Annotated in this window: 14 protein-coding genes; 4 read left to right on the forward strand and 10 right to left on the reverse strand. The window is 72.8% G+C overall.

Features of this window, described 5'->3' with window-relative positions; genetic code table 11:
* The 6 genes from ACYVLT_RS36180 to ACYVLT_RS36205 are packed head-to-tail and all read right to left on the reverse strand — an operon-like array spanning window position 1 to window position 12,867.
* The gene (locus tag ACYVLT_RS36180; protein WP_461124672.1) at window positions 1-804 is read right to left on the reverse strand and encodes an AAC(3) family N-acetyltransferase; all 804 of its coding nucleotides are present in this window, start codon (window positions 802-804) and stop codon (window positions 1-3) included.
* Complete coding sequence (locus ACYVLT_RS36185; RefSeq protein ID WP_461124673.1) at window positions 801-2,585, reverse strand: hypothetical protein; 1,785 nt, start codon at window positions 2,583-2,585, stop codon at window positions 801-803. Before ACYVLT_RS36185 ends, ACYVLT_RS36180 begins: the two co-directional genes overlap by 4 nt.
* A complete protein-coding gene (locus tag ACYVLT_RS36190) occupies window positions 2,582-6,043 on the reverse strand; it encodes a DUF5682 family protein (protein WP_461124674.1) in 3,462 nt (1,153 codons plus the stop codon). The genes ACYVLT_RS36185 and ACYVLT_RS36190 overlap by 4 nt, the downstream gene beginning before the upstream one ends.
* Window positions 6,024-7,169, reverse strand: a complete 1,146-nt coding sequence (locus ACYVLT_RS36195) for an ATP-binding protein (protein WP_461124675.1) — start codon at window positions 7,167-7,169, stop codon at window positions 6,024-6,026. Before ACYVLT_RS36195 ends, ACYVLT_RS36190 begins: the two co-directional genes overlap by 20 nt.
* Window positions 7,166-11,989 carry a hypothetical protein gene (locus tag ACYVLT_RS36200; protein ID WP_461124676.1) on the reverse strand — a complete coding sequence of 1,608 codons (4,824 nt, stop codon included), beginning with the start codon at window positions 11,987-11,989 and terminating at the stop codon, window positions 7,166-7,168. The genes ACYVLT_RS36195 and ACYVLT_RS36200 overlap by 4 nt, the downstream gene beginning before the upstream one ends.
* Complete coding sequence (locus ACYVLT_RS36205) at window positions 11,986-12,867, reverse strand: DUF4132 domain-containing protein (protein ID WP_461124677.1); 882 nt, start codon at window positions 12,865-12,867, stop codon at window positions 11,986-11,988. Before ACYVLT_RS36205 ends, ACYVLT_RS36200 begins: the two co-directional genes overlap by 4 nt.
* Window positions 12,868-13,056: 189 nt before the next feature.
* Here ACYVLT_RS36205 and ACYVLT_RS36210 point away from each other — a divergent pair, with 189 nt between their 5' ends.
* A complete protein-coding gene (locus ACYVLT_RS36210) occupies window positions 13,057-13,218 on the forward strand; it encodes a hypothetical protein (protein WP_461124678.1) in 162 nt (53 codons plus the stop codon).
* Window positions 13,219-14,214: 996 nt separating this feature from the next.
* Window positions 14,215-15,111 carry a hypothetical protein gene (locus ACYVLT_RS36215; protein WP_461124679.1) on the forward strand — a complete coding sequence of 299 codons (897 nt, stop codon included), beginning with the start codon at window positions 14,215-14,217 and terminating at the stop codon, window positions 15,109-15,111.
* Between the two features lie 319 nt (window positions 15,112-15,430).
* Here ACYVLT_RS36215 and ACYVLT_RS36220 read toward each other — a convergent pair whose 3' ends face one another.
* The gene (locus ACYVLT_RS36220; protein ID WP_461124680.1) at window positions 15,431-16,639 is read right to left on the reverse strand and encodes a putative glycoside hydrolase family 15 protein; all 1,209 of its coding nucleotides are present in this window, start codon (window positions 16,637-16,639) and stop codon (window positions 15,431-15,433) included.
* A gap of 253 nt (window positions 16,640-16,892) precedes the next feature.
* Between ACYVLT_RS36220 and ACYVLT_RS36225 the strand changes: the two genes are divergently transcribed.
* On the forward strand, window positions 16,893-17,486 hold the full coding sequence (locus ACYVLT_RS36225; protein WP_461124681.1) for an ATP dependent DNA ligase: 594 nt from the start codon (window positions 16,893-16,895) through the stop codon (window positions 17,484-17,486).
* A gap of 202 nt (window positions 17,487-17,688) precedes the next feature.
* On the opposite strand, the gene ACYVLT_RS36230 is transcribed toward ACYVLT_RS36225, so the two are convergent.
* The gene (locus ACYVLT_RS36230; RefSeq protein ID WP_461124682.1) at window positions 17,689-18,291 is read right to left on the reverse strand and encodes a TetR/AcrR family transcriptional regulator; all 603 of its coding nucleotides are present in this window, start codon (window positions 18,289-18,291) and stop codon (window positions 17,689-17,691) included.
* Between the two features lie 48 nt (window positions 18,292-18,339).
* Complete coding sequence (locus tag ACYVLT_RS36235) at window positions 18,340-19,335, reverse strand: NADP-dependent oxidoreductase (protein WP_461124683.1); 996 nt, start codon at window positions 19,333-19,335, stop codon at window positions 18,340-18,342.
* Between the two features lie 207 nt (window positions 19,336-19,542).
* Here ACYVLT_RS36235 and ACYVLT_RS36240 point away from each other — a divergent pair, with 207 nt between their 5' ends.
* Complete coding sequence (locus tag ACYVLT_RS36240; protein ID WP_461124687.1) at window positions 19,543-19,827, forward strand: helix-turn-helix domain-containing protein; 285 nt, start codon at window positions 19,543-19,545, stop codon at window positions 19,825-19,827.
* A gap of 438 nt (window positions 19,828-20,265) precedes the next feature.
* On the opposite strand, the gene ACYVLT_RS36245 is transcribed toward ACYVLT_RS36240, so the two are convergent.
* Window positions 20,266-20,592, reverse strand: coding sequence for a hypothetical protein (locus tag ACYVLT_RS36245; protein ID WP_461124684.1), 327 nt, complete (start codon window positions 20,590-20,592; stop codon window positions 20,266-20,268).
* Between the last annotated feature and the right edge of the window lie 36 nt (window positions 20,593-20,628).

Genomic DNA, 20,628 nt, shown 5'->3' on the forward strand with positions numbered 1-20,628 from the left:
TCAGGGGTGATCGGCGGGCCGGCGGTGCGCGGCCAGCCAGACCTCCGCGTGGGCGACGGCGTCGGCCAACGAGAACAACCGGGTGACGGCCGCGCCCACCGTGCCGCCCGTGACCTGGCGTTCGGCGGTGAAGTCCGCGCCCAACTCCTCGAAGTCGTCGTCGTGCAGGACGATGTCGCGGACGGTCGTCCAGCGCCGGCCCTCGGGGGTGGTGACCGCGAAGGAGTTGTCGGTCTCCGCCGCCGGGATCCGGTACTCGGCCAGGTGGAACGCGGTGCAGGAGTCGAAGCCCACGCCCAGCAGCAGCACCCGGGCACCCATCGCCTCCAACCGCGCGAGCGGGCTGCGCTCACCGAGCCGGCTGTCGAGGGCGTGGCCCGCCACGACCTCGGCGGCACGCGGCCCGACGGCGGCGAACGACGTCTGCGGGTGGGCGCTGCGGAGCGCTCCCGGCCACGTCCGCACGGCCTCGGCGATCACGCCCATGCCGCTCGACGGGGTCGTGCGCGGGTCGTAGGCCGGCATCGACGCGCGGATCCCGGGCCACCACGACGCCGGCACGGGCGGGTACTGCCAACCCGACGGCTCGGAGTTGTCGGCGGACTGCGTGGGCACGACCAGCGTCCCGTCCGCACCGAGGACGTCGAGCAACGCCTGCACGACCGCGACGGCTCCCCCGCAGACCCAGCCGAGCGAGCGCAGCGAGGAGTGCACGAGGACGGTGTCGCCGGGGCGCAGACCCACCGCGCCGAGTTCGGCGCCGATCGACTCGCGCGTGCACAGCGGACCGGTGGGCGGCTTCACGTCCCCACCGCCGCCAGCCAGGCGCGCCGGGCGGTGGCCCGGGTGAACTCGCGGACGTGCAGGCCGGCCCGCAGCCACGAGAGCGGGAAGTCGTCGCCGACGTCGCGCACCACCCGGCCGAACGCGTCCCGGCCGCGGTCGCGTGCGGCGTCGGCCAGGTCGGCCAGCAGGTCGGCGGTCGCGGTGAGGCCGTTGCGGGTGAGCGCGGCGACCTCCCGTTCGGCCGAGGCGACGGCCGCCACGGCACGCCCGCCCAGCGCGATGCGGTGCAGCACGTTCTCCAGCGGGCGCACCGGGCGGGGGACGCGGCCGGCCGGAGCGGGTCGCGGCGGCAGCTCGCGGGTGCCGTCGCCCGCGACGTGGGAGCGTTGCAGCCGGTCCAGGCCGAGGTCGACGTGGTGGCGGAGGTCGTCCGGGAGGTCGAGGTCACCGGCGACGGCGAGGGCCAGGGCCGTGCCGGGGCGGTCCGGCAGCAGGCGGGCCACGACGCGCAGCCGGAGACCGGCGGCGTTCGCGAGCACCCGCAGGTTCTCCCGAGCCCGTTCGCCCTCGCCGACGAGGTCGACGTGGGTCCCGTCGGTGGCCAGCCGCACCGCGTCGCCCGCCGCACCGAGCACGGTGCCCGCCACGAACAGCAGGTCCGCGCCCGCCGGGCGGTGGGCCTCGGGCCGGGTGTGGGCGTGGAAGGCGCGGGACACCTGGTCGGGCAACGGTCGTGCCCACAGGTCGGCCAACGGCGGCTCGTCCCAGGACGCGGCGGACGCGGCCACCGCGCGGACGCCCTTGCCCGCGCCGAGCCGGTGGTCCGCCGACGCCGTGCCGCCGGACAGCAGCAGACCGGCGCGGCCCAGCGCGCGTTGGGTGAGCCCGGACTCGCCGATCAGCACCGGCCCGCTCGCGGCGGCCAGGACCCGTTCCGCGCCGCCCGGCATGATCGCCGGGACGGTCCACAGCACACCGCCGTCGTCCACCAGGTGCGTGACGACACCCGCGTAGCCCGAGGTGGCGACGACCGCCTCGGTGCACAGGCCGTGGAGGCGCAACGCCCCGACGGGCCGGTACTCGCGCCGGGCGGTACCGCGCAGCTCCGCCATCGAGCCGGGGCCGGCGGGCTGGGTGGCAGCGGGCTGGATGGCGGCGGTGCGCAGGTCGTGGCAGAGCAGCATCAGCTCGACCAGTTCGGCGGTCAGCACCTCGCGGTCGAAGGAGGGCGCGCCGGACCGGGCGGCGGCCAGCGATGCGGCGACGCGCAGACCGTCGGCGGCGGCCCGGTGCAGGCCCGCGACGCGAGCCGAGTGGACGGCGCGCAGCAGTTCCGCCCGGACCACGGCGCCGCTGCCCGTCGCACCGGCCCGCAACACCGTCGCGCACGCCTGCCAGAGGGCGGTCGCGGCGGCGCGTTCGTCGTTCGACACCGGCTCCTCGACATCGGGTTCCGGATCCGGATCGGCGGCCTGGGTGGACGCCGAGGTGCCGTCCGGGGTGGTGTCCGAGGTGCCGTCCGCGATGTCGGCCGCCGCCACGGCGATGCCCCGGTGCAGGCACTTCGGTGCGAGCAGGCAGCTGCACACCAGGTCGTCCGCGGTGGCGAGCACGCCCTCGCGCAACGTCCACGTGAGCGTGGTCTCCGGATCGAGCGTGGCACTCGCGGTGGCGGCGTCGGAGGTGACCTCCCACTCGCCGACCCGCCCGACCGCCGCGTCGACCCGTTTGCGCAGCCGGGGTGGCAGGGCGTCGAGCACGTCCGCCACCACCGCCGGGAACACCGGGGGCACGGTCATCCGCGCACCTTCTCCCCCACCCAGCGGGCCAACTCCTGCGGGCTCAACGCGGCCACCGGCATCCCCGCGGCGACCAACGCGCCCGCTACCGACGTGGAGTAGCGGGCGGCGCCGCGGTCGTCGAGGCTCGCGCACCCGAGCACCGTCACCCCCGAGGTGACCAGCTCCCGCACCTGCGCGACGAGCGGCCCGACCGGACCGCCCTCCTCGAAATCGCTGACCAGCACCACCATCGTCCTCTCCGGCACGGCCACGAGGGAACGGGCGTGGCGCAACGCTCCCGCGATGTGGGTACCGCCACCCACCCGCACCTCCAACAACAACGACAACGGGTCGGCCACCCGCTCGGTCAGGTCGACGACCTCCGTGGAGAACGCCAGGAAGTGCGTCGACAACGCGGGCACCCCGGCGAACACCGACGCGGTCAGCGCCGACCACACCGTGGACGCCTCCATCGACCCGGACACGTCCACCACCAGCACCAACCGCCAGTCGCTCGCCTTCCTCCCGCGGGTGCGGAACACCGGGCGCTCCGGCACGACCACCACCCGCCCGTCGGCGTCACGGCGCGCGGTGGCGAGGTTGGCCCGCAGGGTGCGCGCCAGGTCCAGCCGACCACCGGGCCGACGAGTCGGCGTCGGCAGCTGGATCCCGGTCAACGCGGGCCGCACCCGGTTCGCCAGCTGCGCGGTCAGCTCACGCACCAGCCGTGCCACCAACGGCCGCAGCCGCGCCAGCGCCGACTCCGACAACCCGCCCGCCAACGACAGCACGTTGCGCAACAACTCCACCGACGGCCGCACCGAACCGGGGTCGATCTCCAGCGCCGCCTCCAACCGCCCGCCTTCCGCCGCAGCGGCCAAAACTTCCTCGCGGACGTGCTCGCCGAACAGGTCGCGCAGCTCCTCCGACCACTCCCGCACATCGGGGAACGGGCTGGAGCGGTCGGCGCCGAGATCACCGCGAGCCGCACCCTCGCCCCGATCACGCCCGTACAACTCGTCCAACGCCGCGGCATACCGGGCCGCACCCGCCGGACGCTCGCCATTCGCGCCGAGGATGAGTCGCCACCGTATTATCGGCCGCTGCTTCGCAGACGGCGGCTCGGTCGCCCGGAAGTCGACCGTTCGCGCCTGATTTCCCGACGATCGAAAAGCGTGATCGCCGGGAAATGAGTCGCGAACGGTCGACGCGACCTCGCGTGGGGGTTGCGTTCCGGTGGGGAGGAGGTGGTGTGAGCGCAAGGTGTCGGCAGCGGTTTGTTCGGCGTCCAGCCACACGGCCAGCAGCTCGGGGTCGAGGGCGTCGGCAGCGTCGACCCGGTCGCCCGTGCGCTCCTCCACGACTGCCAGGACGCGGGCGCGGGCCGTCGGGCCGATGGAGGTGAAAGCGCCGCGCAACGCGGGTAGGCGGTCGAGGAAGTCCCGGTCGGGCAGGGTTTCCACCCGGTCCAGCACTGGGGTCAGGGTTTCCGGGGTTTCCAGCAACGGCCCGGCCGCCGCCAACACCCCGGTCAACCCCCACCGGAGCGCACTCCTCCGCTCCTGCGTCGACGCGCCGGCCACCCATGAGGCCACGCGTTCGCCCAGCGACGAAGGCGGTGTGAGGCCGAGCAGCACTCGGGCGGCACCGGCGGCGCCGGCGATCAGCGGCGCGCCGGAGTCGGCCAGGCGGCGCAGGCACGCTTCGAGTCGCAGCCCGTGCACCTCGGGGCGCTGCCCCAGTTCCACCAGTGCCCGCGCGTCGGCGACGTCCTCCGACCCGGCGAGTCCGTCCAACTGGGCCACCGCGGCGGTTTCCAGGTCGCGCGCCAGCAACGGGTGGGCGTCGAGCACGTCGCCGGGGGTGCCGGGCACGTGCCCGGCACGCAACCGGTCCAGCAAGTCCAGCCCCGACAACAACTCCCGCAGCGTCGCGGACGACGGCAGCACGGTCGCCACGTCGTGCAGCAGGCTGCCCACGGTCTCGGGCAGGCCGCACAGCGCGGCGTCCAGGAGGTCGGCCAGCACGGCGCCGGGTGTGTGCCCGCCCTGCCGTTCGCGCTCGGCACGACGTGCCCGCAGCCGTCCCGACGCGGCCGACTCCACGGTCGTGCCCCACAACCCGGCCACCGGCAACGTCGCCGCCGTCGCCGGGGTCCACGCCACCGTCCACCGGGTGGTGAGCGCGTCGCCACCGCCGACACCCGTGGTCGCGGTCTCCTCGGCATAGGTCACGCCGAGCACGGTCAACCGCCGCAACGCCACCTCGCGCCGCGCGTCCAACGCCGACCGCAGCGGGTCCAGCCGCAACGACACCGGCTCGCGCGAGTCGGGGCCGGGCAACCGCAGCGACGCGACCAGCTCCTCCACCGCGGGCGCCAGCCCGGACCGGGGCGTGCCGGGCGCGAGCACCCCGGTGCGCCGCCCGACCAGCACGTCACCGGCGGCACGCGCCACCACCCGCCCGCGGCCCAGCGGCTCGGCGTGCGTCAGCACGGTCTGCACCGCCTCGACCAGCTCACCGCGACCGGGCGCGGGCAGGCCGCGCAACCGGGCCAGGTCGACGGCCAGCCGCAACGCCTCCCGCGCCTCGCCGGGACCGGCCGGGTGGCCGAGCTCCCGCACCCGCGCGCAGATCCGCACGATCAACGACGCGGCGGCGGCCTCGACCGCGTCCGGATCGCCCGCCGCCTCCAGCACGGCCTGCTGCCACTCGGGATCGCGGATGCCCGCCGGGTAGCCGGAACGCTCGTCCAGCAACGCGAACCCGTACGGCACCAACGACGTGACGACCTCGGCGTCACCGGGGACCGAGGAGTCCACCGGCCCGTCCAGCAACGCCGCCGCGTGGAACGAGCCGATCACCGCCGCACAGCGCCGGCCGTCCACGGCCCGCACGGCCCGCCGCATCCACGCCTCCCGACGCAGGTCGAACGGGTCGACCCCGGCAGCCTCGGCGTCCTGGCGCAACGCCCACCCGACCATCAACGCGGCCCGCCGCACGGCCTCCGGGGTCTGGCCCGGCGCGGAGGCCTCCACCAGCCGGTCCCACAGGTCGTCGCCGGCACGGCCGGTCGTCGCGCCGCGCAGGGCGTCCGTCAGCGGCGACGCGCCCCGCTCCGGCGGCCGACGCCCGTCGTCGCGTGCCGCGAGCGGCAGGTCGCACGGCCGGACCTGCACGCCGTTGCGGTGTGCCCAGCGGATCGCGGCCAGCTCGGGCGAGAAGTCCGCGAACGGATAGAACGCCAGGTCGCCGGCGGGCGACGCACCCGACAGCGCGACCGGCGCGACCAGGTCGGGATCGGCCAGGAACGGCAGCCACCGACCCAGCTCCTCCGGCAGCTCGACCAGCACGACCTCGGGCCCGAACGCGTCCAGCAGGGCGGGCACCGCACCCGCCAGCGCGGGCGAGTGGTGCCGCACCCCGATCAGGTACGGGTGCCGGTGGTCGGCCAGCTCATGCATCGAGGACGTCACGGAGCTCCCACAGCCTGCGCCAGGTGCGCGCGCCGGACTCGGCCCGCCGCCGCACCGCGCCGTCCCAGTAGCCGAGCAGCCGGGCCGCGTCGCCCGGGTCGTCCTTGCGGACCACGCCGAGCAGGTGGCCGGGCAGCAACGACAGCGGGTCGCGGTCGCCGGGGAAGTAGGCGTCGGCCAACCCGAGCGAGGTGGCGACCGACACCGCTTCCGCCGTGCTCATCACGGTGGACGGCCGCTCGACCGCCCACCCTTCCTCCGACACCCCGTTGCGCAGGTCGCGGAAGGCGGTGACCAGCACCTCCAGCACCACGTCGTCCACCGCGAACGGCGCGCTGACCCGTTCCAGCGCGGCACTGGCCTGCCGTCGCACCAACGCCGTCTCGGCGGCCAGGTCGCCGATGGGTCCGACGGCCTCGAAGTTGAACCGCCGCTTCAGCGCCGCCGACATCTCCGACACGCCCCGGTCGCGCAGGTTCGCCGTGGCGATCACGGTGAAGCCGGGCGCGGCGTGCACGGTCGCGCCGTCGGTCCCGGAGAGCTCGGGCACCGCGATGCGCCGGTCCGACAGGATCGACACCAGCGCGTCCTGCACCTCGGGCAGGCACCGGGTGACCTCCTCGACCCGCACCACGCCACCGGCGCGCATCGCGGTGAGCACCGGTGACGGGACCAGCGCGCGGGTGCTCGGCCCCTCGGCCAGCAGCAGCGCGTAGTTCCAGCCGTAGCGCAGCTGGTCCTCGGTGGTGCCCGCGGTGCCCTGCACGACCAGCTGGCTGCTGCCGGACACGGCCGCGGCGAGCAGTTCGGACAGCATCGACTTGGCCGTGCCGGGTTCGCCGACCAGCAGCAGCCCGCGTTCACCGGCCAGCGTCACCACGGCCCGCTCGACCAGTGCCCGTTCGCCGACGAACTTGGGGGTGATCACCAGCCGGGACGGCACGCCGTCCACCTTGACGCCCTTGGGCAGCGCCAACGGGTCACCGCTGCCCATCACGAACGTGACCGCGGCGCGCGGGGTGAGCCGCCACCCCGGCGGACGGGGGCCGCCGTCGTGGGCCGCGAGGAACGCCAACTCCTCGCGGAAGGCGTCCTCGGCCGGTTCGACCTGCCTGGGTGCGGTCACCTGCGTCCTCCGGTCCTGAGCTCTTCGTATGCGGGGGTGTCACCGTCGAGCACCCGTTGCCAGGCGCGGGCGAACAGGTCGGCGACGGGCTCCAGCGGCACGATGGCGCCGGGCCGGTCGGCGACGTGGTCGAACATCGGCGCCTTCCACACCTCCAGCGGCAGGTGCGGCGCGGACAGCGCCAGCCAGCCGCCGGGCAGGAACAGCGACCGCCCGGCCCTGGCCCGTTTCGCGGTGAGCACCAGGTCGGTCCCGGCCAGCGCGGCACGGGCCTGGCGCAGCCGGGCGGGCTTCCACCCGGTCCACCGGGCCACGTTCGCGTCGGTGGGGTCGGGCAGGGCCAGCAGTTGCAGGTACAGCGCCGCCGCGTCCTCGGTCAGGTCGAACCGGGTCGCGACCTCCGCCACCAGCGCGGGCACCGACACCGTCGGGTCCTGGTGGTAGGCGTCCGGGTCGACGCCCTCGGGCGCCTGGACCGCGCACAGGGCGGTCAGTCGCTCGTCGGCCAGCCGGTCCAGCACCCGCAGCACGTCCTGCCCGCCGGCCATTTCCGCCAACGCGACCAGCAGGTCGCGGTCGGCGGGCCCGACCAGGCCGGGCCTGGCCACCAGCCGGCAGTACTCCTCGCCCGCGCGGGTCAGCTCCAGCCAGTCGCGGTACCGGTGCACACCGCCGTCGGCGGCGGGCACGTCCACGCCGAGCAGCGCGCAGACCTGGTCCAGCGCGACCCACCGGCCCAGTTCGACGGCGAAGCCGGGGTGCGCGACCCGCTGCCGCGCCGCCGACAGCGCTTCGGACAGCCTGGGCCGCAGCGGCGAGCCCGCCGGGAGCCGGTGCGCGAGCCACGGCAGTGCCTGCGGGACGGCCCACAGCGCGGTGCGGTCGAAGCCCTCCGGGTGGCGTGCCTCCAGCCCGGTGCCGGTGAACGTCCAGTCGGCGTCGGTGGTCAGCCACGGCGTGAGGTCGGGGTTGACCACGCCGGCCACGCACTCGCCGGGGTTGGGCACCGGCAGCAGCTTCGCCGCGTCCACCAGCACGTCGTCCGGCACCGGGGAACGGCGTCCGTGCCGGGCGGTCCACACCCGCGCGACCGCGGCCACGTCCGGGCCGCTCGTCCACAGGTCGGCCGGGTCGGCGGGCACGGCGGCGGCGAGCAGTTCCAGCCGGGACCAGGCGTGCAGCCTGCGGAACCGCTCCTTGGCCGCCTTCGCGCCGGCGGCGGACAGGCCGAGCAGGTGCCGTTCGGCGGTGGTCAGGTAATTGGCGTCCCACCGGGCCACGCCGGGCAGCCCGGCCAGCAGCAACGTCGCCTCGGCCGTGCCCAGGCCGGTCAGCTCCACCAGCGCGGGCACCGCCTCGGGGGACCACGGCGCGGGACCGCGCTCGGCGAGCACGTCGAGGAACCGGGCCACCCGCTCGGGCCCGAACGGCGTGCGCACCTCCTCGGCCGACTCGACGTGCCAGTCCTTCGGCAGGTCGAACACCCCCGGCGTGCGGCTGAACTGCACGCCGTCGAACCGGCTGCCCGGCTCGTTGCGCCACTGGGTCTCGAACAGCGCGATGAACCCGTCGCGCACCGGCGTCACCCGGTCCTTAGGGTTCGACTGTCCCTTGTGGATGACCACGCCGACGGTGCGCCAGTGCCCCGACCCGTCGGCCAGGCCGTTGTCGGCCACCGACCGCAGCACGAGCGCCAACGCGGCCCGCTGGTCGTCCGGGGTGAGCGGCGACGCGGCGCGGTGGGCCAACGCGGCCAGGTGCGGCAGCACGTCGAACCAGCGGGGCGCGTTCGCCGGCGGCAGGGCGCGTCCCTCGGGACTCGCGGCCTCCTCGCCGAGCGCGGTGAGCAACGCGGGCAACGTCGTCGGCACCGGGCCGCGCGAGTTGTAGGAGCGGTAGCCGCCGAACCAGTTGAGCGCGGCGTCGACCTCGTCCTCGGTGACCCTCGGCCCGGTGGGCGCGACGACCGGGTCGACCTCGCGGGCCGCCGCGGCGATCTCGGCGTAACCCCGGTAGGAGCGCTCCAGGTCGGCGGTGCGGCGGACCAGGTCGACCACACCGGAGATCAGCGCCGGGTGGGTGAGACCGGGCAGCGCGGCGGCGACGACATCGGCGAGCCCACCGCGTTCGCCCTTGAACAGCGCCGTCAGCCGCTCGCGGATCGTGCGCTTGTCCGGCCCTTCCTCGCGTGCGGCGGCGAGCATCCGGTCCACGGCCTCCCGGGTCGCGCCGCGCAGCGCGGCGGAACCGGCCTCGTCGCGCGGCCGCAGGAGGTGCCACCACTCCAACGGCGGCACGAACGGCGTGCCCGTCGCGTACACCGGGTGCTGCGCGCCCGGCGACACCGTCGCCAGCTTGACGCCCTCCGCGTCGAGCAACACCATCGTCTGGTTGCCGGACGCCACCGTGACGTCCGCGCCGCCGGGCAGCCGCAGCACGCCGGTCGGGCGATCGGCACCGCCGGCCAGCCGGGCCCGGCGGCCGTCCACGCCCTCGCCGACGCACGAGCCGTCCGCCTCGCGGCGCACGCGCCACCCGTGCAGGCCGTCGGCCGCACCGAGCGGGCTGGCTTCGGTCGCGGGCACGGCGGGCCGCAGGTCGCACTCGGCGAGCTGGAGCGACGCGCCGTCGGCGGCGAAGTCCTCGATGAACCGGGGCAGGCTCGCCCGACCGCGCCGGCCGGTGGCCGGGTCGACCTCGAACCAGCGCCACGCGTGGTCGTGGTAGGCGGCGGTCCACACGGTGGTGCCGTCGCCGTGCGCCTCCGACAGCGTCGACACGTCCGTGTCGCCGGGGTGCACGACCCGTTCACCGGCGAACCGGCCGCCGCCGGGCAGCGCGATGGACGCCCTGGCCGTGTCGTGCCGGTAGTAGCTCTGGCTGCCGTCGCCGGAGGCGAAGACGCGGTCCGGCGCGTCGCTCCAGTACGCCAGCTCGCCGTCCGGGCCGCGCCAGCGCACGAGCAGCACGCCGTCGAACCACGACGCGGTCGGCGCGAACCCCCAGCGGTGCCGGGCATCGGCCGGGATGCGGGAGAGGTGCTCGGCGAGCACGCCGTCCGGGCCGACCACCACGAACGTCTCGCCGCGGCGCAGCACGAGCGCGGGCCACCCCTCGCCGCACACCACCACGCCGTCGTCCTTGGGCGTCCCGGCGGCGGCCAGGCGCGCGACGGCATCCTCCAGGGCGGGCCAGCCCAGCTCGTCCAGCAGGCCCGCGCGCAACGTCCGGTGCAGGGCGGCGGCGACGTCGGTGCGGGCGATCGACTCGGCCGCACCGGGCACGTCCACGTACGCCTCGGGCAGCCGCAGGACGGCCAGCCGGTCGAGGTGGTCGGCGAGGTCGGGCAGGCCGGTGGCGGCGACGCGCTCGACGCGCGCGCTGATCCACGAGCCCAGTGCGCTCCGCAGCCCCGGCACCGCCATCGCGGACGACAACACGTCCGGTGCGACGGCCGTCGGACGGGTGTGGGCGCGGGCGTGCGTGACGAACCCCTCGCCGAGCGCGCCGCCGAACCGCTCGGACGCGGCCAGCGCGGCGAGGTCGCGGCGGCCGGGCTCGTCGTCGGCCAACCACCCGGCCACGTCGAGCTGCTGGTCCCGGTCGGCGGGCGCGATCGGCACGTCCCGTGACACCAGCAGGTCCAGCACGTCCAGGTCGCCCTGGCGCCAGTAGCGCAGCGCGCGGACCGGCACGCCGTCGGCCACGAGCCGGCCCGCCATCGCCTCGACCAGCTCCAGCAGCCGCACCGAGCGACCGGTGCCGCGCCACCCCGACGAGCGGACCGCCAGGACCGACGACAGCCACTCGGCCGGGTTCGCCTCCACCTCGTCCGGCCCGATCAGCGCGCGGGTCGCGCCGCACGAGGCCAGGAGGTCCAGCCACGTGTCGAGCACGGCCGCCGAGTCCGGCACGAACGACAGCAGCCGGCCGCGCACCTGCGCGTCGCCCGACGCCAACGCCACCAGCGAACCGCGGTAGGACTTCCAGAACGCGCCGCCCGCGCGGCTGATCGCGGAGCTGTCCAGGATCGCCCGCAGCAGCCGCTGGTCCTCGACCACGAGGTCGCGCTTGGCGGCCTTCGCCAGCCGCCGCAGGTCCTCCGGCATCCCCGTGTACGGCGGCAGGCCACCCCGCGTGCGCTCCACGCACAGCGTGAGGAACAGCTCGTAGGCCGCGTCCGGGTCGTGCTTGCGGGCCAGGCCCTTGGCGTGCGCGGACAGCGCCTTGGCGGTCAGCGCGCCGGCGAAGGCGAACTCCAGGAACACCTCGCGCGTGCGTTCCGGGTCGACCGCCAGGTCGTGCACCTCCTCCGCCTCGCGCGCCTTGCCGAACATGCTCGCCGCGTAGGTGGTGTTGCCGTGCTGGAGGAAGATCCGCCCGGCCTGCTCGTAGAACGTGGGCAGGAAGTGCGGCGCGGACCGGCCGAGCATGGTGCCGAGCCGGGTGAAGCCGTCCTTCGCCGAACCCGCCTTGGACTTGGCGGTGCGAGCCAGCCGTTCGACGTCCTTGACCAGGTTGAGCGCGTGGTGGGCGTTGGCCGGGTCGTGCACCAGCGCCCACGCGGGGAAGCCGAGCGCGCTGCGCTTGCCCGTGCCGACCTCGACGATCCGGGCGGGCGCGTCGAACCCGAGGTACTCGCAGGTCAGGTCTTCGGCACGGCCGAGCACGGCGGGCACCAGCCGCACCACGACGCGGCCGTCCAGACCCTCGTGGGCGTAGTGGCGGGCCGTGATGGTGTCGCGGTCCTCGCCGACGTCGTCGGTGCCGGGCAGCACCGCGCCGGCGGCGATCAGGGCCTTGGGGTTCCGGGCGTTCACGGGGCCACCACCGCTTCCTCGACCACGCGACCGGCGTGGATCGCCGCCGCCATGCGCATCCCCTCGGACCACGCGACCGGTCCGACGTCGGACAGCGGCAGCGCGGTTCCGTCCTCCAACGCCCACGTCAGGTCGCCGGTCCACGTCTCGCTCTCGGGGTAGTCCGAGCCGAGCCAGTAGCGCGCCTCCACGACCCGGCCGTCCTCGAACGCCGCGTAGACCGCGTCACCGCCGCGCACTGGGTAGCCGAGCGTGCGGCAGCGGCCGAGCGCGTGGTTGAGCTGCTCGAACTTGCCGCCCGAGTAGTCGTCCACCGAGGTCTTGCCCGCCAACCCGGCGGGACGGGTGTGCGTCTGCCGGAACAGCTGCTGCACCTGCTGCTCGACGCCGAGCTCCGCGCCGAACTCGCGCAGCTCCTCAAGGTCGTCCAGCAGCACCGGGTGCGGGATGCCCACCACCTGCGGCCGCAGCCGCCGCGTGTCGCCGTCGAGGGTGACCACGCCCAGCCCGCGCTCGGGGTCGGCGTCGCGCAGGAACCCGGTCTCCGCGCCGCCGCCGTCGTCGGCCGTGATGACGAGGTCGCGCAGCGCGTCGGCCCACGCGGCGTCCGCCCAGACCTCGGCGATCAGGGCCGCGGGCACCGGCAGCGACCGCACCATCCAGCCGTCCACGGTGGCCAGGCACTCGGCCCGGTGCCGGGTCAGCCACTCGGCGAGCTGCCGCAACTGGACGACCTGGGGGGATTCCTTGATCGACGCGGGCACCGAGGAGAGGAGCTTGCCCTTGGCGTTGCGGCACTGGACGCGCCCGTTCTCCGCGAGCCGGACCTGGTACCCGGACGGGCCGCCCGGGTCGTGTCGGGCATCGAGCCAGCCCACGGTGCCTCCTGCGAGTCGTTCACGACGGTGTGGCGCGGAGGCTAGCGACGGGGTCCGACAGAACGATCACCAACGGCGGGTTCGTCGCCTCGCCGTGACCAGTCGGTCACGGGACCCGGGCGCGACCGTTATCTCAAGTCTTCCCCAAATCGGTGTCTTTGTGACCCGCATCTCCCTAACCTCTGGTCCATGAGACTGCTGCTGTGGATCGCACTCACGTGCGCGCTGGCGGTCGAGGGGGCCATGGTCCTTCCGCTGTTGGCGGGCGTGGCGATCATCGGCTGCGCCGAGGCGCGACGCCGGTCGCCCCGACCACGCCCGCGGGCCCGCCATGATCTTCTCGCCAGTTGACCGAGATGGTTGCGACCAATAAAGACGAACAACTTCGTGCGTGGCGTGGCGCACGTTACTTGACCTGCCCGGCGACCAACGGTTTTACTGCGGTCGCGCATTCGCCTACCGGCTGGTAAGCGATCTTCGCGCGTACCGAAACGAGGGCGGGCACGCCCATTGTTCCCTGTTGGGTCCGACTTTTGTCGTCGTGATCGACAGTGGGTGCTGCCTGCCGTACCGGGAGTCCGGCATGTCCCTGTTCCAGCGGAATGACCACGTTCGACACCGGCTTGCACGACGCGGCCGAACCCGCATACTGCTCTCCGTGGTGGCCGGCGTCACCGCGGCCGCGGCGCTGATCACGCCCTCCGGCGCGGTGGGCGCGGCCGATCAGGCGGTCGCGAGCGGAGGGGGGAGCGTGCACTCTTTCTGGCTGCACATATCCGACACGCAGACGTGGGACTCGTCCCCCCGGAACTGACCGCACGAGAGACCCTCGGAGACCCGGCGCGTCCCGCGCGTCAGTCGCCACCCCGTGGGACGATTTCCCCAGGTGGCGGTCACGATGAGTGATCGAATGGTGCCCGCCTTCGTGTTCGGCGGACGACTCGACGCCACTCCCCCTTTCACCGACTTCGGATTCGTCCGACCGGACCGGCTACGGCGACGATCCCGGGCGCGTCGGCGGCGATCCCCCGCACCGGACATTGGACCTGCGGCGGACCGCCGACGTTGATGGAGCATCTGCTGGATCACGCGCGTGAGCGGGGTGCCCGGGACGAGAACGACAGGGTATTGCGGAAGCGGAATGGGACTGCGCTGCGTTGGACGCATTACCAGAATCTTTGGGCGCGTGTGGGCAAGTATGTCGAGACGGTGCGTGTGAGGGGTATCAGTACGCATTGGTTGCGGCATACGACGTTGACGTGGGTGGAGCGTAATTTCGGTTATGCGGTGGCTCGTGCGTATGCGGGTCATGCTGTGCCGAGTTCACCCGGGTTCGGGGTTACCCAGGTGTATGTCAAGGCCGGGATCGAGGAGATCGCGTCGGCGTTGCAGGCTTTGACGGGTGAGCGGCATCCGTTGGCGCTGGTGCCGGTGTCGACCGGTGTCGAGGTGGACAGGTTGCCGGTGGTCGACGAGTCGGAGGGTGCGCCGGCACCTGCGGTCGAGGATGTCGTGGTGGGGCGGATCCGTCGGATGCTGAGCGAGGCGGCGTCGGCGGGGCAGCGGCGTCCGAGCCAGGATGCGTTGATGAGGGCCACCGGGGCGTCGAAGGTCCGGGTGGCCGCGGCGCTGGCCGGCATCAGGGGGGACGGGCCCGGTCAGGAGTTGGTTGAGCGGGTGCGCCGGTTGCTCGGGGAGGCGGGTCGGGCTGGTCGGCGGCGTCCGGGCGCCGGCGCCTTGGCGGCGGTGCTCGGGGTGTCGACGTATCGGGTGGAGGTGGCGTTGGCGGAGATCCGCGGGGTGGGTGACCGTTCGGTCGTCGGTGATCGTGAGGAGTTGGTGGAGCGGGTCCTGCGGTTGCGTGAGGAGGCCGGCCGGTCCGGGCGGGGGCGTCGTCCGGGTGAGGTGTCGTTGGCGAGAGCGCTCGGAGTGCCGAGGTCGCGGATGGAGATGGTGTTGGCGGAGGTCCGTGCGATGACCGAGGATCCGGTGCCCGGGGTGGGTGTCGGTGCGAGTGGTGAGCGTGCGGAGTTGGTCGGGAAGGTGCGCCGGTTGTTGGTGGAGGCGAGCCGGGATGGTCGGCGGCGTCCGGGTGTCGTCGTGTTGGCGAGGACGCTCGGGGTGTCGAGGCGGCGGGTCGAGGTGGCGTTGGCGGAGATCCGCGGGATTGCTCGGCGGCCGGCCGTGCCGGCGGGGTCCGGCATGAGTGGTGGGGGTGCCGAGGGTGTCGACGTGACGCGGTGACCTTGGCGGTCGGGTCACCGGCAGCGGTCGGTCCGGCGGGATGTGGGGGTCGGCATGCCGGTGCGGCGGAGAGGTGCGTGCGGACTCAACCGGCTCGACGAAGCCCTGCCTTCTCGCTCGACGTGTGGTGACGGATCAACCGTCACCACACGTCGTGACTTCTGGCGACTACGACAAGGGCCGGATGTGGTGCCTGGTCACCGGGCTCGGTTTGGACATCTCGTGGCGGATCGTGGTCGAGCGCCGCCACGGCGACATCCGTGTGGTGTCCGAGCCCGGTGACACCCGTTTCGGGGTCGGTCTGCCGTTGGTCGGGTGGTTAGCAGGGTTTGCGGAGGATGGCGCCGGAGGTGCCTGCCAGGGAGACCTCGTTGACGGTGGTGCCGCGTTCGTTGAGGTGGCCGCTGTCGAGGGGGACGGTGACGGATTTGCTGTCGGTGTGGTTGGCGTTGACCACGACGGTGCCGCAGGTGAAGTCGCGGACGAAGAGGTTGGTGCCCGCGGACCGGTGGGGGCCGGAGGGTGTGCCGAGGTCCCAGTCGTACTCGGGGTGCCAGGGGGAGGGGTCGCCGTAGCCGTCGGTCTGGTCGATGCTCGCGATCGCGGACAGGTCGCCGGCGGCGAGCAGGTAGCTGGCCAGGGCGAACCGGAACGGCCGGTCGGCGCCGTCGGTGTGGTGCGGCTGCACCCAGGTGATCTTGCCGCGGGCCTCGTTGGAGGCGATCTCGGCGACCTGCCTGCTCCAGCCCTCGGGGTACTCCGACAGCAGGTTGGTGTCGTCGAAGGTGAGCCACCACTCGTCGAAGCCGCCGTCGAGGTGCTCGGTGTAGGCGTCCCACGCGCCGGCGTGCAGGCGGGCGTTGGACAGGTTCGCGACCGTCGTCAACCCCGCGCCGACGAAGTCGTCCCGGGTGTTGGCCAACATCGACTTGTACGCGTCCTGCAACGCGGCGTCGGTCGGGTACTTCGCCGGGCAGACGTCCTGGTGGTAGGCGTCGCACGGGAACAGGGCGTTGTCCATGAACACGCCGTCGAATCCGGCCGCCGTGCTGCTCTCGATCACGTTGGCCGCCCACGCGTCCTGGTAGGCGGTGTTGCCGACATCCATCTGCCAGTGGCCGGAATAGCCGCCGTACTCGAACCGGCGGCCGTCCGGGTCGAGCAGGAACCACTCGGGGTGGTCCTTTTCCGCCTGGCAATACCCGACACCCGCCGGCAACTGCGCGTCGTCCACCCCGTTACGGCACGCGTACGAGCGCGTCGACGACAGGTCCTTGTAGACGAATACCCGGACGGCCGGGTTCGCCTCCTTCAGCTTCGGGATCAACGCGCCTTCCCAGGCGTTCAGCACGACGTAGGAACGCCTACGCGCCTCGGTGGCCAACGCCTCGTCGGAGATCGGGGTGGAGTTCATGTGCAGCCAGAAAGAGTGCACGCTCCCCCCTCCGCTCGCGACCGCCTGATCGCCCGCGCCCACCGCGCCGGAGGGTGTGATCAGCGCCGCGGCCGCGGTGACGCCGGCCACCACGGAGAGCAGTATGCGGGTTCGGCCGCGTCGTGCAAGCCGGTGTCGAACGTGGTCATTCCGCTGGAACAGGGACATGCCGGACTCCCGGTACGGCAGGCAGCACCCACTGTCGATCACGACGACAAAAGTCGGACCCAACAGGGAACAATGGGCGTGCCCGCCCTCGTTTCGGTACGCGCGAAGATCGCTTACCAGCCGGTAGGCGAATGCGCGACCGCAGTAAAACCGTTGGTCGGCGGGCAGGTCAAGTAACGTGCGCCACACCACGCACGAAATTGTTCGTCTCTATTGGTCGCAACCATTCGGTCAACTGGCGAAAAGATCACGGGCTGTTGCCGACCGCGGCCTGCGCCCGTCTGACCTGCTCACCGTCGCACGCAACCAGGGCCTGGAAGGCCTCGTGGCCAAGGCGCTCGACTCCCACTACGAACCCGGCCGCCGCAGCCCCTCCTGGCTCAAGCACGCCCTGATCCAGGGACTCGAAGTCATCATCGGCGGCTGGCAACCCGGCGAAGGTCGACGCGCCAACACCATCGGCTCCCTGCTACTCGGCGCGCTCAACCCCACCGGCGACCTCATCTACATCGGCAACGTCGGCACCGGCTTCACGACCGGCATGCTCGACGACCTGCTCCAACGACTCACACCGCTGCGAACGCCGTCCAACCCGTTCACCGAGGTCCCGCACGACCGCGCCCGCCGCGCCCAGCGGGTCCATCCCGAACTCGTCGGCGAGATCGTCTACCGGCAGTTCACCCCCGACGGCCGCGTCCGACACACCGCGTGGAGAGGCCTCCGCCCCGACCGAAGGCCCTTCGAAGTCGTGCTCCCCGAACGCAGCCGCTGACCAGGCGCGGCTAGTGCTGTGACCGCACAGGTTCGCCGGGTCGGCGGTCGTGGCGGTTGCATGTGCGGTGACATCCGATCCGACCGCTGGAGGCGCGGTGGCCGAGCCCGTCCGTGTGCGCAGACTGACCGACCACGAGGGGCAGAAGCTGCCGCCGAGGACTACCCGGATGGTCGCGTGAGCCTGAGGCTGGGTCCGCGCTTCAGCGAGGCAGCAGGACGTCGACCTGCCTGCGGATGTCCTGCAAGATCTCCTCGACGCTCAAGGCGATGTTCACGCTCGCCGCCATGCTGAGGAACATCACGGCGGACACGATGTGTGCCAGCGTCGCGGCGTCGCCCTCTGCGACCCGTTCGTCTCGGCGCAGCACGGCGGCGACGGCCTCCTCGGTCTGCGCGATGATGGCCAGTGCCGCGCCGTGCCGGGGCTCCTCGGGGTCGCCGAAGACCATCTCTCGCAGGTAGGTGCGTCCGTTGTCGATCTGGATGCGGTTGCACTCGACGATCGGCCGGACGATCGCCAGCACCGCGTCCAGCACGCCTGGGACGGTCTCGGCGTCCGCCCGGCCCTGCTCAAGTGCTTCGACGTACTTGGCGTTCTGGACAAGGAGGAGGAGTTCGCCCTTGGTCTTGGCATAAAGGAACAGGGTCCCGGTGCCGATGTCGGCTTTGTCGGCGATCTGCTGGGTCGTGACCTCATCGACGCCGTGTTCGGCGAACAGTTCACTGGCGGCAGCGACGATGCGGTCGAGTTTTTCCTGCTTGTTCCGCTCGCGCCGTCCGATCGACTGGGAGGCGTCAGACATGGGTGGTGTCCTCGTGCGTTCTGTGTCGCCCGCCGCGGTTGCGGCGGGTCAGCTGTGGCCGATGACGGCCTTGCCGCGGATGCCACCCTGGGACAGGGACTGCAGCGCCTGCGGGGTCTGGTCGAAGCCGACCACCTTTCCCACGACCGGACGCACCACGCCCTGGTCGATGAGAGTGGTGATCTGGCGGAGCTGGTCGCCGCTGGCGCGCATGAGCATGAACTCATACGTCACGCCGAGCTTCTTCGCCTGCTTGCGGATCTTGCGGCTCAGGACCGCGACCCCCAGCCGCAGCAGCGGGTTGAGGCCGGCCTCGCGCGCGAAAGTGGGCTCCGGGGGACCAGCGATCTCGATGGCTTTGCCGCCAGGCTTGAGCACCCGCAGGGACTTCTCGAGAGTCTCCCCACCGAGGCTGTCCAGCACCAGGTCGTAGCCGGTCAGGAGCTGCTCGAAGTCCTGGGTGCGGTAATCGATCACCGTGTCCGCGCCGAGCGCGCGCACGAAGTCCGCGTTGGAAGCGCTGGCGGTCGTGGCGACGTGCGCACCGAGGTGCGCGGCGAGCTGGATCGCGATCGAACCGACCCCGCCGGCGCCGGCGTGGATGAGGACCTTCTGCCCGGGCCGCACCTTCCCGCGCTCCACCAGCGCCTGCCACGCCGTGAGCGCCACCAGCGGCAGCGAGCCGGCCTCATCCATGCTGATCGAGGCGGGCTTGAGCGCCAGATCGCCCTCCGCGACGGCGATGCGTTCGGCGAAGGTGCCGATGCGGTCCTGGTCGGGCCGACCGTAGACCTCGTCTCCGGGCTTGAAGCCGCGAACCGCCTTCCCGACGCTGATGACAGTGCCCGCGACATCGTTGCCCAGGATCAGCGGCAGCTTGTAGGGCAGGATCTGCTTCAACTCACCGGCGCGGATCTTCTCATCCAGCTGATTCAGCCCGGCGGCCTCCACCCGCACAAGCACGTCGTGCTCCCCCACGGTGGGCTCGGGGACGTCCGCCTCCTGCAGCGGCTCCTTGTACTTGGCGACGACGAACGCTCGCATGGGGCACTCCTTGTCTTCATCCGATTTGTCCAGGCATGAGGCCAGGTCAGCCACTTCGGCGTGACGTCTGGGTCCTCACTCGCTCAACCCGAGCATACTCAATTATGAGTCTACTCAGAATTATTGTCAAGGGAGGTCCCATGGGACGCGGCCCACATGCCGATCGGGCGCCGCGAGCGGGCCAAGCAGGCCAAGCGCGAGCGCATCATGACCGCAGCCCGCGAACTGTTCGCCGAACACGGCGTCAGCGGGGTCACGACACAGCAGGTCGCTCGCCGGGCCGACGTCGCGAACGGCACTCTTACCTGTACGCGTCCACGAAGGCCGAGTTGCTGGGCGCGCCGTAGATCCATTGGTGTCGCCAAAAGCCCCTTTGACGACAGGGCACCGCGAACCCGCGCCCTCGCCGCGGAGAGGGCCCCGTCCGGCGTGCGGGTTCCTGACCTCAGAGCTGCGAGATTCCGCGAACCGGCGCACTTCCGTCCCACTTGAACTCGCAGGTCTACAGCGAGGCGTCACGGGGCGGATCGTCGAGGACAGCCAACATCGGCGGAACGTGCGGCAGGTCGTCGGCCGCGACGGCATGTCCCACCCCGACCACCTCCCGACACCGAACGGACATTCATCGTCACCGGGAATCGAGTAGGGCGCGAGCGGAGGAAGAGTCGGCCAGGTCAGGCACCGGCCACACGGCCAGCGACCACGGTGGCACAGGCGGGGATGACTGTCGTGAACGATCTTCAGAGAACCACCGCCGCGTCCCAGGACCAGGCGACACGCGAGCCGACAACCTCGAACCAGGGCAAGAGCACGCCGACCGCCTCGACGTCGAGCCGTCGTGGCACAGGTCGAGGCGGGTCGGGAACCCGTACGGGTCGACCTGTCTCCGGCTCGTCACCGACCTGATCCGGCCTGCGCGGAGGCCTCGGGTCAGAAGGGCTCTTCCTCGAACTTCGACAGTCGACGCGTCACGGCGCCTTCCGGCAGCAGGTGTCGCATCCGGATCGGGCCCAGTCCCGAGTCGGTCTCGAACTGGTACGACACGAGGGCCAACCACCCGCCTCGGCGGTGACGCACCCACGCGTGCAGGACACCCTCGACCTTCAGGGGAACGGCCAGTCCTTTGTCCTCGATCAGCGGCCCGATCGGTTCCCGCCCCGGCCCGAGCCACGGCCGGTAGATCATGTCCGTGTCCACCCACACCTCGACCGGCGCCTGAGGGAACTTGGCCAGCGCGCGGTGCACGTTCTCGAACATGTGTGCGAGTGTCGCTCGTGTTGCTCGACGATCGCA

The organism is Saccharothrix stipae (assembly GCF_054781895.1).

Bases quoted from the DNA above. Each gene is read 5' to 3' on its own strand.
- ACYVLT_RS36240 (WP_461124687.1), top strand. From the start codon at position 19,543: ATGACCGCAGCCCGCGAACTGTTCGCCGAACACGGCGTCAGCGGGGTC.
- ACYVLT_RS36245 (WP_461124684.1), bottom strand. From the start codon at position 20,592: ATGTTCGAGAACGTGCACCGCGCGCTGGCCAAGTTCCCTCAGGCGCCG.
- ACYVLT_RS36235 (WP_461124683.1), bottom strand. From the start codon at position 19,335: ATGCGAGCGTTCGTCGTCGCCAAGTACAAGGAGCCGCTGCAGGAGGCG.
- ACYVLT_RS36210 (WP_461124678.1), top strand. From the start codon at position 13,057: ATGAGACTGCTGCTGTGGATCGCACTCACGTGCGCGCTGGCGGTCGAG.
- ACYVLT_RS36230 (WP_461124682.1), bottom strand. From the start codon at position 18,291: ATGTCTGACGCCTCCCAGTCGATCGGACGGCGCGAGCGGAACAAGCAG.
- ACYVLT_RS36185 (WP_461124673.1), bottom strand. From the start codon at position 2,585: ATGACCGTGCCCCCGGTGTTCCCGGCGGTGGTGGCGGACGTGCTCGAC.